9 protein-coding genes are annotated in these 15,510 nt (G+C 64.3%); 8 read left to right on the forward strand and 1 reads right to left on the reverse strand.

The genetic code is table 11. The features are described 5' to 3' along the window. Positions 1–444: 444 nt before the first annotated feature. The 5 genes from C8N35_RS17315 to C8N35_RS17335 all read left to right on the forward strand — a co-directional run bounded on the left by C8N35_RS17315 (position 445) and on the right by C8N35_RS17335 (position 7,900). Positions 445–1,545: a TRAP transporter substrate-binding protein gene (locus C8N35_RS17315; protein WP_107991032.1), complete on the forward strand. Its 1,101-nt coding sequence runs from the start codon at positions 445–447 to the stop codon at positions 1,543–1,545. Positions 1,546–1,826: 281 nt separating this feature from the next. Continuing rightward, a complete protein-coding gene (locus tag C8N35_RS17320) occupies positions 1,827–2,768 on the forward strand; it encodes a TRAP transporter small permease subunit (protein WP_210203576.1) in 942 nt (313 codons plus the stop codon). 32 nt (positions 2,769–2,800) lie between these two features. After that, positions 2,801–5,464 (forward strand): TRAP transporter large permease, encoded by a 2,664-nt coding sequence (locus C8N35_RS17325; protein WP_107990964.1) that lies wholly within the window; start codon positions 2,801–2,803, stop codon positions 5,462–5,464. Positions 5,465–5,750: 286 nt separating this feature from the next. Further along, on the forward strand, positions 5,751–6,305 hold the full coding sequence (locus C8N35_RS17330) for a TRAP transporter small permease subunit (protein WP_107990965.1): 555 nt from the start codon (positions 5,751–5,753) through the stop codon (positions 6,303–6,305). Beyond that, positions 6,302–7,900 (forward strand): TRAP transporter large permease, encoded by a 1,599-nt coding sequence (locus C8N35_RS17335; RefSeq protein ID WP_245926834.1) that lies wholly within the window; start codon positions 6,302–6,304, stop codon positions 7,898–7,900. Before C8N35_RS17330 ends, C8N35_RS17335 begins: the two co-directional genes overlap by 4 nt. Before the next feature lie 224 nt (positions 7,901–8,124). Here C8N35_RS17335 and C8N35_RS23715 read toward each other — a convergent pair whose 3' ends face one another. Further along, positions 8,125–8,304 carry a hypothetical protein gene (locus tag C8N35_RS23715; protein WP_146177425.1) on the reverse strand — a complete coding sequence of 60 codons (180 nt, stop codon included), beginning with the start codon at positions 8,302–8,304 and terminating at the stop codon, positions 8,125–8,127. Positions 8,305–8,626: 322 nt separating this feature from the next. On the opposite strand from C8N35_RS23715, the gene C8N35_RS17345 reads away from it, so the two are divergent. The 3 genes from C8N35_RS17345 to C8N35_RS17355 all read left to right on the forward strand — a co-directional run bounded on the left by C8N35_RS17345 (position 8,627) and on the right by C8N35_RS17355 (position 15,496). Continuing rightward, positions 8,627–12,115, forward strand: a complete 3,489-nt coding sequence (locus tag C8N35_RS17345) for an indolepyruvate ferredoxin oxidoreductase family protein (protein ID WP_107991034.1) — start codon at positions 8,627–8,629, stop codon at positions 12,113–12,115. Positions 12,116–12,704: 589 nt separating this feature from the next. Then, complete coding sequence (locus C8N35_RS17350; protein WP_245926835.1) at positions 12,705–14,684, forward strand: AMP-dependent synthetase/ligase; 1,980 nt, start codon at positions 12,705–12,707, stop codon at positions 14,682–14,684. Beyond that, entirely contained in the window at positions 14,681–15,496 is an 816-nt protein-coding gene (locus C8N35_RS17355) for an ABC transporter ATP-binding protein (protein WP_107990968.1), read from the forward strand. Before C8N35_RS17350 ends, C8N35_RS17355 begins: the two co-directional genes overlap by 4 nt. Positions 15,497–15,510 lie beyond the last annotated feature (14 nt).

A 15,510-nucleotide genomic window follows, 5' to 3' on the forward strand; every position in this document is an offset into this window, starting at 1 on the left:
AGGAGCCGGGCCGGGGCCATTCTGGTGTCGTTGATCGTGGCGGCAATTACGTCAGCACTGCTTGCCTTTTTCGAGACTGCTTCGTAAGGATACCTGTCCTTCCGGCGGGAATCGCCGGGCGGAGGCCGGGTTTCCCGCGTTCGGGGATCTCGGTGCAGTGCTGTCCGGACACCGCAAAAGGCGGTGGCGGAAAGCAAAGATGAATTCATCGTGGTCCGGATCTTCGTATTCGTCTGCACAAAAACGCGCCATATAATATCGAATTTATAAGTCGTGGCTGTTTGCGGGACTTTTCCTTGTATACCGCCAGGACATGCGCTTTATATCAGAGCCAGGACCCGTTATACGGGGATTGGCGCGCTTCAAACCGGGAGGGGAGACCGGAGGAGGCGCCGTTGAATGCGCGGCTCGCCGGACGCGCACATTCAGTTTGGGAGGTTTTTCATGAATCGTCGCTCATTTTTGAAGAATGCCGGGCTTGGCGCGGGCGCCGCTGCGGCCACCACGCTCGCCGCACCCGCCGTGCACGCGCAGAATGTCACCGACATGGTCATCGTCTCCACCTGGCCTCGGGATTTCCCGGGCCTGGGCACCTCCGCGCAGCGTCTCGCCGCGCGTATCGGGGAACTCTCCGAGGGGCGTCTGAACGTGGAATATTTCGCCGCCGGCGAGCGCGTGGGGGCCTTCGACAGCTTCGATGAAGTGGCGTCCGGCAATGCCCAGGCCTATATCGGCGCCGAATACTACTGGAAGGGCAAGCATCCCGCCTTTGCCTATTTCGCTTCCGTTCCCTTCGGCCTCACCTATCCCGAGATGGATGCCTGGATGAAGTTCGGCGGCGGCCAGGAGCTGTGGGACGAGCTTTCCGACGGCTTCGGCGTGCAGGCGTTTTCCGCCGGCAACACCGGCGTGCAGATGGGCGGCTGGTTCAACAAGGAAATCGAGACGGCCGACGACCTGAAGGGCCTGAAAATGCGCATTCCCGGGCTTGGCGGCGACGTCATGGCCAAGCTCGGCGCGTCTCCGGTCTCTCTGCCCGGCGGCCAGATCTACGAAAACCTCGTCTCCGGCGCCCTTGATGCGACCGAGTGGGTCGGCCCGTGGAACGACTACTTCCTGAAGCTCTACGAGGCGGCGAAATACTATTACTATCCCGGCATGCACGAGCCGGGGCTGCAACTGGCGCTGGGCACCAACAAGTCCTGGTACTCCGGCCTGTCGAAGGCCGACCAGCAGATCATCAAGGCCGCATGCATGGAGGAAAACGCCATGCAGGCCGCCGAGACGAACCAGAACAACGGCATCTATCTCGACAAGCTGATCAACGAGCATGGCGTGAAGCTGAGGAAGTTCTCCAACGAGATCTACGACGCCTTCGGCGAGGCCTCCGAGGAGGTGTTCGCCCAGACGGTGGAGCATTCCGATCTCGCCAAGCGCACGCATGAGAGCTTCGCCAAGGCGCGCTCCGATCTCGGCCGCTGGATGCTTCTGGCCGATACCGGCTACACCGAGCAGCGCAACCGCGTTCTCGGCATCACCGTGTGATCGTCGGGTCAGGTGCCGGGCGGGCCTTCTGGGCCCGCCCGTTTCCGTATCGTCTTCCTCAATGCATCCGGAATGCGCGTCCTCGCGACGCTGCGTCATCCGGGCTTGGAAACCCGACGGCGGAGGCGATAACATCGCGCCGCAGGGAACATCCGGGACATCGCTCCCGGTGAACCGGGACAACAATCCCGCTCGCACGAGGCAGAGATCACGGCGATGCGGGACAACGATCAATGAGCGGCACGGGGCTTCGGCTGGCCGCAAGGTCGAATGAGAGTGCAATGATATTCCGCCTCTTCGGCTGGTCGGTTCTTGCCGTCCTCGCCGCCTATCTCCTCAACAACTACCTGACCTATTGGCAGGGGATGCCGGGTCCGGAGGCCTATGTCTCCGGGGATCCTCTCGCCGTGTTGCAGGCGGGGCTCTACGTGGTGGCGATCGCGCTGGCGGCGGGCTACGTGCAGACGCATCGCGACACGCCGTTGCGCGTCGATTCCCGGCGGATCTCCGATATCAACGCCTTCATCATCCGCGCCGCCTTCTGGACGGTGCTGACCGTCGGTCTTGCCGACATGGTGATCTCGTTTCTGCGGGTGGAAGGGTTGCTGGAGGGGCTCGTCGGGCATCAGATCGCCGGCGATCTCGGCCGCTCGCAGTGGCGCGGGCCCTATGTCCACATGCCGTTGATCGCGTTTTCCATCGTGCTCGCCATTTTCACCCGCACGCTCGGCTTTCCCTGGCTGGCGCTGCTGGTGGTGGCGGCGGAGCTGATGATCGTGCTCTTCCGCTTCATCTTCTCCTACGAGCAGGCCTTCATGGCCGATCTGGTGCGCTTCTGGTACGCGGCGCTGTTCCTGTTCGCCAGCGCCTACACGCTGAAGGAGGAGGGGCATGTGCGCGTCGATGTCTTCTACACGAACTTCTCGCCGCGCACGAAAGGCTACGTCAACGCCATCGGTTCGGTCGTGTTCGGCATTGCGCTGTGCTGGGTCATCCTGGTGGTGGGCATGGGCGGCAAGTCGAACATCATCAACTCGCCGCTTCTCTCCTTCGAGACGACGCAGGCCGGCTTCGGCCTTTACGTCAAGTACCTCATGGCGGGCTTCCTTGCCGTCTTCGCCGTATCGATGATGATCCAGTTCGTCAGCTATTTCCTTGATGCCGTCGCCGATATCCGCGGCGAGCCCGGGGGGCGGGACCACAACGTCCACGCCATCCAGTAGCCGAGCCAGCGAGATTCTCCAGAGAGACATTCATGGAACTCTTCTTTCTAATCCTTCTCGTCCTGTTGATGGCGACGGCACTCGGCTCGGGATTTCCCGTGGCCTTCGCGCTGCCGGGCTCGGCGATCGTCACCATCGCCATCGCCGCTGCCTCCGGCTGGCTGTTCGCCGGCACGACGGACGCCTATTTCGCCCTTGGCGGCCCAAGCCAGTGGCTCTCGGCCGGCGTCACGAATTTCCGGGGCGTCTACTGGGAGGCGGAGCGCGACACGCTGATCGCCATTCCGCTCTTCGTCTTCATGGGCATCATGCTGCAGCGCTCCAAGATCGCTGAGGACCTGCTGGTCACCATGGCGACGCTGTTCGGCCCGGTGCCGGGGGGGCTTGGCATCTCCGTCGTCTTCGTCGGCGCGTTGTTGGCGGCGACCACGGGCATCGTCGGCGCCACGGTGGTGGCGATGGGGCTGATCTCGCTGCCTGCGATGCTGCGCTCCAACTATTCCGTGCCGCTTGCAACCGGCACCATCGCGGCCTCGGGCACGCTCGGCCAGATCATCCCTCCCTCAATCGTGCTCATCATCCTTGCCGACCAGCTCGCCAGCGCGGTCGATCAGGCCGGCACGCTGCGCCAGCAGCTCTACAAGGCCTCGACCGGCGAGATCTCCATGCCGTCCGATTTCGGCGTGGTCTCCACATCGGCCGGCGAGATGTTCCTCGGCGCCTTCATCCCCGGCCTGCTGCTGGTCGGGCTCTACATGCTGTTCATCCTTGGTTTTGCCATCGCCAAGCCGCATCTGGCGCCGTCGGTCCATACCGGCGAGAAGATCACGGGCGCCTTTCTGGCCAAGGTGGCGATGACGCTGATCCCGCCGCTGGCGCTGATCTTTCTGGTGCTGGGCTCGATCATCGCGGGCGTCGCCACCGTCAACCAGGCCGGCGCCATCGGCGCGGCGGGTGCCATGGTGATGGCCGGCTACCGGCTGCGCGACGGCGAGAAGGGGGCCTACCGGCCGGCGACGATCATGGTCATCGCGCTGATCGCGATCGCGATCGTGGTCGGCTTCCATTCGGTCAACGTCAAGAACATCCAGACCAGCGCGGACATGCTGGCGCTGGTGGTGGCCGGCATCGCGGTGTCGCTGCTGCTGATCTCGCTTTTGTGGAGCGGCTGGCGCACCATCAAGTTCGAAGACACGCTCAGGGGCGTGATGATCGAGACGGCGAAGACCTCGTCGCTGGTCTTCATCATCCTGATCGGCGCGGCCATGCTGACGGCCGCCTTTCGCGCGTTCGGCGGCGAGGAACTGGTTCGCACGTTCCTGCAGGGGCTGCCCGGCGGCTTCTGGATGCAGTTCTTCATCGTCATGCTGGTGATCTTCATCCTCGGCTTCTTTCTCGATTTCATCGAGATCGCCGTGGTCGTCGTCCCCATCGTGGCTCCGATCCTGCTGGCCGATCCCGGTGCAAACGTCACCGCCGTGTGGCTGGGCGTGATGATCGGGCTCAACATCCAGACGTCGTTCCTCACCCCGCCCTTCGGCTTTGCGCTGTTCTACCTGCGCGGCGTCGCCCCGCCCACGGTGCGCACGATCTCCATCTACAAGGGCGTCATCGCCTTCATCGGGTTGCAGATTTTGGCGTTGTGCGTGGTCGGCTTCTACCCGGCGCTGGTGAACTATCTGCCGAACCGCGTTTCGCTGATGTCGGAAACGGCGCCGCCGCCGAAGAACCCGCGCCTGCAATACTGCATGGAGGAGTGGGACCGCACGCAGTTCGCCGACAACGGCGATACCATCCGCGCGGCGATCGCGACGGCGAAGGGGCTTGATCTCTCCGTGTTGCCGGAGGACCTGCGCGGCGACCTTTCGCAGGCGATCGGCAAGGCGGGCGAGGCGATGCCGGCGATGGATGCCATCGTGGCCGCGCAAGCCACCACCAAAACCGCGGCCGTCGACTATCGGCCGTTGCATGACCGGGTGCGCGAGATCGAGCGTGATATCCGCCGTCTCGACAAGAAGATCGACGCTCAGGAACTGATCGTGCGCCGGTCCGGTCCCACGGGTATCTATTCGCAGGCTGCCGGCGAACGCGCCGCGCAAAAGATCGAGGACTTCAAGGCTCAGCGCGCCGAGCTGAATGCGCAGATCCCGGCCGAATGGAAGGACAAGCACACCGCCTTCTCCAAGATCCAGCGCCAGGAGAATATTACCCGGCTGACCTTCCGCCGCACGACCGATCAGGCCTACGAGCCCTTGCAGGAAATCCTGAAGGTGCTGCGCGACACGGACGCCTACGCCGCGCTTGCCGACGATCTCAAGTCGCTGGAACCCAAGCTCGACGAGCTGGAGCCCGCGGCCTATGTCGACTACGTCGAGCAGGTTCGCTCGCACGTTGGTGACGTGGAGGGGGCCTCGGATGTCCGCTCCGATGTCAACGCCGTGCGCAAGGCGATGCGGTCGAGGACGCCGGACAAGGAGGCCGCGCGCGCTGCGATCGCGAAAACGATGCAGACGTTTGAGGCGGGGCTTGCGTGGCGGCGGCAGGCGGAACAGACGCTGCTGCCGAAACTGGAGACCTATGAGGCGGCGATCCGCGATACGATCGGGCTTCGCGGCCAGCCGCGTCTGCCGCGTGATCAGGCACTCTTCGTAGCCGCCTGTTCCTCGGGCCACCGCGACGTGTCGCTGAGCTTCTAGAGCCTATTGCGACCGGATCGAATCGATCCGGTCGACAGGAATAGGATCCAGCAAGCTGTCTGGAGCGATTTCTCGCGGTACGGGCTCGCCCCGTCAGCCACGAGACGGCGCGTTCGTTTCGAGAAATACCCACGGCGTGCCCCCTTTTCTCCAATGGCGGAAAAGGGGGCACGCCGAACCTGGCGCGGACAGCCCTTACCCGCCTCACCGTTTCCGCGATGCCTTCCGGTTTCCATTTCGCCCCGGCGGTGCTATGCGAACGCGACGTTCATCCGGGGTTTTCCTTATGCTCGCCGTTGCCTCCGCCATCGATCGCTTCAACTGCGCCATCGGGCGCGCCATCTCGTGGGCGATGCCGGCGATGGTGGTGATCCAGGTCGCGGTCGTCCTTATGCGCTACGTCTTTGGCATCGGCTCCATCTGGATGCAGGAATCGATTGTATACCTGCATGCCGCGACCTTTCTGCTGGCCGGCGCCTATACGCTTGCGGTCGATGCCCATGTGCGTGTCGACATCTTCTATCGCGAGGCGCGTCCCCGGGTTCGTGCGGCTGTCGACACGTTCGGCACGCTGTTTTTCCTGCTGCCGATGTGCGCGGTCATCCTTTGGGTCTCGACGCCTTACGTCGCGCGATCCTGGTCGATCCTGGAAGGCTCGCGCGAGACCTCCGGCATTCAGGGCATCTACCTGTTGAAGACGCTGATCCTCGTCTTTGCCGGGCTGATGGCGCTGCAGGGTGTCGGCATCATCATCAAGGGCGTGAGCGCGCTTGCCGGCCAGCCGGCCGCGCTTCGCCGCTTCACTCGTGAAGCGGGTGCGGATGGGGAGAGAACCGCATGATGTTCTCGTTCTTCAATCCCGCCGACCTGCTCCATTCGCTCGACATCACCATGTTCGCCGTTGCCTGCGTCCTTTTGATGATGGGCTATCCGGTCGCCTTCACGCTGGCCGGCGTCGCGCTTGTCTTCGCGCTGCTCGGCCATTTCGCCGGCGCCTCGCTGTCGCTGGCGGCCCTTCCCTCGCGCATCTTCGGGCAGATGACCAACGAGGTGCTGGTCGCGGTGCCGCTGTTCATCTTCATGGGCGTGGTGCTGGAGAGATCGCGGGTCGCCGAGGACCTGCTGGAATCGATGGGCCGGCTGTTCGGGCGGATGAACGGCGGGCTGGCGCTCGCCGTCACGCTGGTCGGCGCTCTGCTGGCGGCTTCGACCGGCATCGTCGGGGCGACGGTGGTCACCATGGGGCTGATGTCGCTGCCGACCATGCTGAGGAACGGCTATTCGCCCGCGCTCGCGTGCGGTGGCATCGCGGCGGCCGGCACGCTCGGCCAGATCATCCCGCCCTCCATCGTGCTCGTCATCCTCGGCGACCAGCTTTCCACCGCCTACCAGAAGGCGCAGATGGAGATGGGCAATTTCGCGCCCGACACCGTTTCCGTCGGCGATCTTTTCGCCGGCGCGCTGCTGCCGGGGCTGATGCTGGTCGGCCTCTATATCGGCTGGCAGATGGTGGTGGCGCTCATTCGCCCCAGGGCCGCGCCGGCGATGATGGAAGCGGGCGAGGCGATGCCGAAGGGCGAGATCCTCTCCGCATTGATGCCGCCGGTCATCCTCATCGTCGCCGTGCTGGGCTCGATCCTCGCCGGCATCGCCACGCCGACGGAAGCCGCCGGTGTCGGGGCGGCGGGTGCGCTGCTGCTGGCCGGCAACCGGCTCACCACGGGGGCGAGCCGCGCGGTGCAGATCGCCTTCGTCTCGCTCATCGGCCTGCTGGTTCTGACCGCGTTCATGGATCTCAGGCCCATGCGCGACGAGATCCCGGCCTACGACATGGTCGGCATCGTGCTGGCCATCTGTCTGTCGGCGGCCTTCGCCGCGAGTTTCGCGCTGGTGTTGGTCCGGCTGGTGCGCGCCGGCATATTGGGCGATGTCTCGCGCCAGAGCGCGCGGATCACGTCGATGGTCTTCGCCATCGTCATCGGCGCGAGTTTCTTCTCGCTGGTCTTCCGCGATCTCGGCGGCGAGGAACTCGTCAAGTCGGTGTTGTCCGATCTGCCCGGCGGCACGCTCGGCGCCGTCATCGCGGTGATGGCGGTGATGTTCGTGCTCGGTTTCTTCCTGGATTTCCTGGAGATCGTCTTCGTCGTCGTGCCGTTGGTGGCGCCTGTTCTGCTGAAGATGGAGATGCCCGGCGGCGAGCCGATGAGCCCGGTGTGGCTCGCGGTGATGATGGCGGTCAACCTGCAGACCTCGTTCCTCACCCCGCCCTTCGGCTTCGCGCTGTTCTACCTGCGCGGCGTGGCGCCCGACAGCGTGCGCACCTCCGCCATCTACAAGGGCATCATTCCTTATGTGCTGCTGCAGGTCGCGGCGCTCGCGCTGATCTGGTTCGCACCTGAGGTCGCGACGTGGCTGCCGACGGTCATTTACGGGTAGGGAGGGGGTCGAAGCCTATCCATGCGTCTGCCGTCGGAACTCCGATTTCTCCAGTGTCATCCCGGGCGCGCTGCAACGTGAAACGTTGCTGCGCAGAACCGGGATCTCGCGCGGCATACACCGGGTGCAGATCCCGGATCTGCGAAGCGGTACTTCGCACCGCATCGCGTCCGGGATGACACTGGAAAGATCGCGAAAACCGGACGGGCCGGGAACGCCTCCCCCTAGATCCCCCGCACCCAGCACCCGAGCGCCAGGATCACGTAGCCGATGGTCACTATCCATAGCGGTGCGATGGGCAGCATGAAGATGGTGGTCACAGCGTCAAGCACGCCGATGACCACGAAAATAAGTGAAACGATGAAGATCGTCTGGCTCGGTGCGTGAACGGAGATTCGTCGCATGAAATTGCCCCTTGTTTGTCGCGTGACGACGTAGCGGCTTCCGCTGGCCGGTGGCTGCGAAAACTGTGCGGCTTCTACAGCCTGTCGAGGAAACGCCCGGACGGCCATTTGGTTCGATTTCAAGTTCCGCGATGATGGTGCCCCACAAACCGTTTGACGCGCCGGCGGTCTCTCGGCCAAGTTATCGGCACCTACGTATGGTCGCGCATCCGCGCCGGCCGGTGCGCGGGAGCAGGGCAGGCGGCCTCAACGCCTGCACGCGCAGCCTCAAGGCGCGCATGCCCCGCGACGCGACATGCTTGAAATCGATATGGGAGACGACATGAGCCTGAAGCCGGTTCGCCTCGATGACAAATACGATCTCGGTGTCGACCGGGTCTTCGTCTCCGGAACCCAGGCACTCGTCAGGCTCGCGTTGATGCAGAGAGCGCGGGACGAGGCGGCGGGGCTCACCACCGGGGGCTACATAACCGGCTATCGCGGCTCGCCGCTCGGTGGCCTCGACCAGCAGTTTGCCCGCGCCAAGAAGGTTCTGGCGCCGCGCGACATCCATTTCCAGCCCGCCATCAACGAGGATCTGGCCGCCACCGCCCTGTGGGGCACGCAGCAGGTCGCCATGCGCGGCGAGGGCCGCGTTCAGGGCGTCTTCGGCATCTGGTACGGCAAGGGGCCGGGGGTCGACCGCTCCGGCGATGCCTTCCGACATGCCAACCTTGCGGGCACTTCGCCCCATGGCGGCGTGCTGGCGCTGATGGGCGACGACCACACCTGCGAAAGCTCCACCACCGCGCATCAGTCGGAATACGCTTTCGTCGATGCGATGATCCCGATCCTCAACCCGGCCGGCGTGCAGGAGATGCTGGATTTCGGCCTGCACGGCTTTGCGCTGTCGCGGTTCGCCGGCGTGTGGGCCGGCATGAAATGCGTCAAGGACAACGTGGAATCGACCGCGTCGATCGATGCCTCGCTCGCCCGCCTCGCGCCCAACCTGCCCGATTTCGACTTTCCCCAGGGCGGTCCGCATATCCGCATCGGCGATCCGCCGCTCGACCAGGAGGCGCGGCTGCATGAGGTGAAGCTGCCCGCAAGCCTCGCCTATCTGGCGGCAAACGGGCTCGACCGGATCGTCCATTCCGGCGGCCGCAGCCCCCGCATCGGCATCGTCTCCACCGGCAAGAGCTGGCTCGATGTGCTTCAGGCGCTCGACAGTCTCGGTCTCGACGAGGTGAGATGCGCCGATTTCGGCGTCCGGCTCTACAAGGTCGGCTGTTCGTGGCCGCTGGAGCCCGATGGCATTCGCCGCTTCGCGCAAGGGCTTGAGAATATCGTCGTCGTTGAGGAAAAGCGCGGCCTGATCGAGAGCCAGATGCGCGAGATCCTCTATGGCCGCGTTAATGCGCCCGTCATCGTGGGAAAACGCGACGAGGCGGGCGACTGGCTCTTCCCGGCCAAGGCCGCGCTGGAGGCCAACGACATCGCGGTCGCGCTCGGCGCGCGGATTGCGAAATTCGCGCCGAACGAGGCGCTTGTCGGGCGCACGCGCCGGCTGGCGGACGCGCAGGCCGCGCTGAAACGCACCGAGGACGTCGCCACCCGCACGCCTTATTTCTGCGCCGGTTGTCCGCACAACTCCTCCACCCATGTGCCCGAAGGCGCGCGCGCCTATGCCGGCATCGGTTGCCATTTCATGGTGCAGTGGATGGACCGCAACACGGAAGGCTACACCCAGATGGGCGGCGAGGGCGCCAACTGGGTAGGCGAGGCGCCGTTCTCCACGCGGGGCCATGTCTTCCAGAACCTTGGCGACGGCACCTACAACCATTCCGGCTATCTGGCGATCCGCGCGGCGGCGGCAGCAAAAGTCAACGTCACCTACAAGATCCTCTACAACGACGCCGTCGCCATGACCGGCGGCCAGCCGCACGACGGCGGGCTGAGCGTGCCCCAGATCGCGGCGCAAGTGGCGGCGGAAGGCGCGAGGCGCATCGCCATCGTCACCGACGAGCCCGGCAAGTATCCCCCCGCGACCGGCTGGCCGATGGGCACGACGATCCATCACCGCGACGAGCTTCTCGACGTGGAGCGCGAGCTTTCGGACGTTGCGGGGCTGTCGCTGCTCATCTACGACCAGACATGCGCCGCCGAAAAGCGCCGCCGCCGCAAGCGCGGCACCTTCCCCGATCCAGACCGCCGCGTCGTCATCAACGAGCTTGTCTGCGAGGGCTGCGGCGATTGCGGGGTGAAGTCGAACTGCGTCGCCATCCAGCCGCTTGAAACCGAATTCGGCCGCAAGCGGCAGATCGACCAGTCGAGCTGCAACAAGGATTTCTCGTGCGTGAAGGGCTTCTGCCCGAGCTTCGTCACCGTCGAAGGCGCGGAGCTGCGCAAGAAGCCTGCCCCGGTTCTTGGCGCTCAGGAGGCGGCGGGCGGGCCTGACGTCTCGCAGCTCAAGGCGCCCGAGCTTCCGGAACTCGACGGCGTTTACGGCATCCTGCTCACCGGTGTCGGCGGCACGGGTGTCGTCACCGTCGGCGCGGTTCTCGGCATGGCCGCGCATCTGGAAGGCAAGGGCATCGGCATCATCGACATGGCGGGGCTTGCGCAGAAGGGCGGGGCGGTCACCAGCCACATCCGTATCGCGCCTGGCCCCGCCGATATTCATTCCATCCGCGTGGGCGCGGGCGCCGCCGATCTCGTCATCGGTTGCGACATGGTGGTGGCGGGCTCGGCCAAGGTGCTCACCGCCGCCGATCCCGCGCGCTCCACCATCGTCGTCAACACGCAGCTCACCTATCCCGGCACGTTTACCCACGATGCGGATTTCACGCTGCCCTCGCGCCGGCTCGTTCAGGCGATCGCGGAACGGGCGCGGCCGGGGCGCTCGGGCTTCGTGGAGGCGACGCGCATCGCCACGGCGCTGATGGGCGATGCGATCGCCGCCAACATGTTCATGCTGGGTTACGCCTTCCAGATGGGCGCCGTGCCGCTGTCGCTCGAAGCCATCGAGAAGGCGATCGAGATGAACGGTGTGGCGGTTGCCATGAACCGCGATGCCTTCCGCTGGGGGCGGCTTGCGGCGGACGATCCGGCAAAAATCGAGGCGCTGACCGCCCGCCCGGCCGAGGCCAGGGGGCATCGTCGGTTGTCGGAAAGCCTGGAAGAGATGATCAAACGGCGCACGCGCTTCCTGGTCGACTATCATGACGCGGCCTATGCGCAAGAGTTTGCCGACCGGCTTTCGAGGCTCCGCCAGGCGGAAGAGCGCGCCGTTCCCGGCTCCACCGCGCTTGCCGAAACGGTTGCGCGCAATCTCTTCAAGGTGATGGCGATCAAGGACGAATACGAGGTCGCCCGGCTCTATACGGACGGCAGCTTCCAGCGCCAGATGGAGGCGCAGTTCTCGAATTGGAAGAAGCTCCACTTCCATCTCGCTCCGCCGATCTTCGGTGGCGAGGACCCGAAGACCGGCGAGGCGGCGAAGCACACGTTCGGGCCATGGATGATGCCGGTCTTCCGTCTGCTCGCCCGCATCCGCCGCATTCGCGGCACGGTGGTTGATCCGTTCGCCCGGCTTGCCGACCGCAGACAGGAACGGGCTCTGCGCGACGACTACATGATGGTGATCGACGAGATCACCGGCGCGCTCGAGGCCGGCAATCATGGTGCCGCCATCGAGCTTGCCGCCTGGCCCGACACAATCCGCGGCTACGGCCACATCCGCCGCGAGGCGATCGGGCAGGCTCAGCCCAGGCGCGATGCGCTCGTTCAGGCGTTTAGGGCGAACGAGCCGGTGAAGGTCGCGGCGGAATAGGGCGCAAGGGGACGGGAAACGGAGCGGCTTCGCCGCACGTCTTGCGCTGGATTCCGGATCGGCGCTCGGCTTCGCCTCGCTTGTCCGGAATGAGGGAGGGTGTGGAAAGCTTCAAGCCAACCACATACCCCCTCATTCCGGGCGGTCTGCGGCGAAGCTGCATGGCCAGACCCGGAATCCAGCGCAAAACGCGGGGCGCAGCCGCTCCTTCTCCTGCTCTTTCCCTCGCATCTTGCCTCCCTCCGGTATGCGCGGCATCCGTATATCCGTACTGTGACCAGTATAGATAAAAGGTAAGCCATACTTACCAAAGCATAGTCTGATGTTGCAGTGCATAAATTTATTGCACTGCAACAAGACAATCGATCATGCCCAAACGTTATGCATCTGTATTAATTAACATCTATCTAGGTAAAAGGGCTTGATATTCCGCATCGTCTCCGATTTTATTCCCTCACAAACAAGACAAATAACCCGCACTTGAAAATCACCTTCCGCGGGAAACAATGTGAGGAAACGCATGACGGAAGCGGTCACGGCCGCGGCCGGGAGGACTGGCGTTCCGAAAGACGGGGGTTCGGAACGGCACGTGCCCGGCTCCAGCGTTTCGGGAGACGACACATTCCCGAAGCTGCTGCTGCGCAATGCACGCCTTCGCGGGCTGCGTCCTGCCGTACGCAAGAAAGATCTCGGCATCTGGCAGACCTGGACCTGGGAGGACGTGCGCGACGAAATTCGCGACTTTTCACTCGGGTTGATGGAACTGGGCTTTGCGCCCGGAGACAAGCTCGCCATCGTCGGCGCCAACCGGCCGCGGCTCTACTGGGCCATGGTCGCCGCCCAGTCGCTGGGCGGGGTTCCGGTGCCGGTCTATGCGGACTCGGTGGCGGAGGAAATGGCCTTCGTTCTCGAGCACGCCGAAGTCCGTTTCGCGATGGTGGAGGACCAGGAGCAGGTCGACAAGCTGCTGTCCATAGCGGATCAGGTTCCCCTGCTTGAAGAGATCGTCTACGACGAGGCGCGGGGCTTGCGCGACTACGACCATTCCCGTCTGCATGCCTTCGAGACGGTGTCGGCCGCCGGCCGCGATCACCGCTTCGCCAACGCGAATGCGGAAGCTGACTGGATGGCGCGGCTCGGCAAGGGCCAGGGCTGCGATCTTGCCGTCATCCTCTACACCTCCGGCACGACCGGCCGGCCGAAGGGGGTGATGCTCTCCTACGACAACCTGATCATCTCGTCCGAAAACGCCAATGCCTTCGACCATCTGGACGAGACGGAAGAGACGCTCGCCTACCTGCCGCTGGCATGGATCGGCGACTATGTCTTCTCCATCGCGCAGTCCTATACGGCGGGCTATTGCGTCAACTGTCCCGAAAGCACGGAGACGGTGCTCGATGACCGGCGCGAGATCGGGCCGACCTATTTCTTCGCCCCTCCGCGCGTCTTTGAAGGTCTTCTGACCCTCATCATGGTGCGCATGGAGGATGCCGGGCGGACCAAGAAGAAGATGTTCGACTTCTTCATGGAGGTGGCGCGGCGCTCCGGCGAGGCGATCCTCAACGGCGAACCGGCCTCCTTCAAGGATCGGCTGCTCTACCGGCTCGGCGAATTCCTGATCTACGGGCCGATGAAGAACCGCATGGGCTTTTCCCGTCTCAAGGTCGGCTACACCGCCGGCGAGGCGATCGGACCGGAGATCTTCCGCTTCTACCGTGCGCTCGGGGTCAACCTGAAGCAGCTCTACGGGCAGACGGAGGCGAGCGTCTATATCGCCATGCAGCCCGACGGCGAGATCTACGGCGACACCGTCGGCAAGCCCGCGCCGCAGGTCGAGATCAAGATCGCCGACAGCGGTGAGATCCTCTATCGCGGCCCCGGCACCTTCCTCGGCTACTACAAGGACGAGGCGGCCACGGCGGGCACCAAGACGGAGGACGGCTGGGTTCATGCGGGCGATGCCGGTTTCTTCACTGAGGACGGTCACATCAAGATCATCGACCGTGCCAAGGACGTGGGCCGGCTCTCCGACGGTGCGCTGTTTGCGCCCAAATATCTGGAAAACAAGCTCAAGTTCTTCCCCAACATCAAGGAAGCCGTGGCGTTTGGCGATGGCCGCGACATGGCCTGCGTGTTCATCAACATCGATCTGACGTCGGTGGGCAGCTGGGCGGAGCGCAATAACGTCAACTATGCGAGCTATCAGGAACTGGCCGCTCATCCGCAGGTCTACGAGATGATCGAGTCGCATGTGGACCAGGTGAACCGCGATCTCGCCGGCGAGCCGCTGATGGCGGGCGCCCAGATCCACCGTTTCCTCATCCTGCACAAGGAACTCGATGCCGACGACGGCGAGCTGACGCGTACGCAGAAGGTCCGCCGTTCGTTCATCTCGGAGCGCTACGGACCGCTGATCGAGGCGCTGTATGACGGCTCGACCCGCAAGCATGTGGTGACCGAGGTCACCTTCGAGGACGGCCGCAAGGGAGCGATCGAGGCGGATGTCGAGATCCGCGACATGACGATCTACCCCGCCCGCGGCGAAGGCATCAGGGAGGCGGCGGAATGAACGTTCATGTGGATACGGCCGCCCCCGCACCGACCCGCTCCAAGGGTGAGGTGCTTTTGAAGATCGACAACGTCTCGCTCTATTTCGGCGGCGTGAAGGCGATCACCAATATCTCGTTTGACATCATGAAGGGCGAGATCCGCGCCATCATCGGGCCGAACGGCGCGGGCAAGACGTCGATGCTCAACGTCATCAACGGTTTCTACCATCCGCAGGTCGGCACCATCACCTGGCGCGGCGAGGTGCGGCGCAAGATGAAGCCGTTCGAGGCGGCAAGCCAGGGCATCGCCCGCACTTTCCAGAACGTGGCGCTGTTCAAGGGCATGACGACGCTTGACAACATCATGTCGGGCCGCACGCTGGCCATGCGCAGGAATTTCCTCTGGCAGCTCATTCGCTTCGGCCCGGCGCTGGAGGAAGAGATCGCTCATCGCCGCCGGGTGGAGGAGATCATCGACTTTCTGGAGATAGAGCATATCCGCAAGACGCCCGTCGGCCGGCTGCCCTACGGCCTGCAGAAGCGGGTGGAGCTTGGCCGGGCGCTTGCCATGGAGCCGGAGCTACTGCTGCTCGACGAACCGATGGCCGGCATGAACCTGGAAGAAAAAGAGGACATGAGCCGTTTCATCGTCGACGTGAACGAGCAGTTCGGCACGACGATCGCGCTGATCGAGCACGATATGGGCGTGGTGATGGATCTCTCCGACCGCGTCGTGGTGCTCGATTACGGCAAGAAGATCGCCGACGGCGCGCCGGACGAGGTGAAGTCCAATCAGGACGTTATCGACGCCTATCTGGGTGTGGCGCATTGAGGGGCGGGGAGATG

The organism is Breoghania corrubedonensis, from assembly GCF_003053845.1.
GTDB lineage: Bacteria > Pseudomonadota > Alphaproteobacteria > Rhizobiales > Stappiaceae > Breoghania > Breoghania corrubedonensis.

Excerpts from the sequence above, each read along its gene's own strand:
- C8N35_RS17320 (WP_210203576.1), top strand. The coding sequence starts at position 1,827 with ATGATATTCCGCCTCTTCGGCTGGTCGGTTCTTGCCGTCCTCGCCGCC.
- C8N35_RS17330 (WP_107990965.1), top strand. The coding sequence starts at position 5,751 with ATGCTCGCCGTTGCCTCCGCCATCGATCGCTTCAACTGCGCCATCGGG.
- C8N35_RS17355 (WP_107990968.1), top strand. The coding sequence starts at position 14,681 with ATGAACGTTCATGTGGATACGGCCGCCCCCGCACCGACCCGCTCCAAG.
- C8N35_RS17345 (WP_107991034.1), top strand. The coding sequence starts at position 8,627 with ATGAGCCTGAAGCCGGTTCGCCTCGATGACAAATACGATCTCGGTGTC.
- C8N35_RS17315 (WP_107991032.1), top strand. The coding sequence starts at position 445 with ATGAATCGTCGCTCATTTTTGAAGAATGCCGGGCTTGGCGCGGGCGCC.
- C8N35_RS23715 (WP_146177425.1), bottom strand. The coding sequence starts at position 8,304 with ATGCGACGAATCTCCGTTCACGCACCGAGCCAGACGATCTTCATCGTT.
- C8N35_RS17335 (WP_245926834.1), top strand. The coding sequence starts at position 6,302 with ATGATGTTCTCGTTCTTCAATCCCGCCGACCTGCTCCATTCGCTCGAC.
- C8N35_RS17325 (WP_107990964.1), top strand. The coding sequence starts at position 2,801 with ATGGAACTCTTCTTTCTAATCCTTCTCGTCCTGTTGATGGCGACGGCA.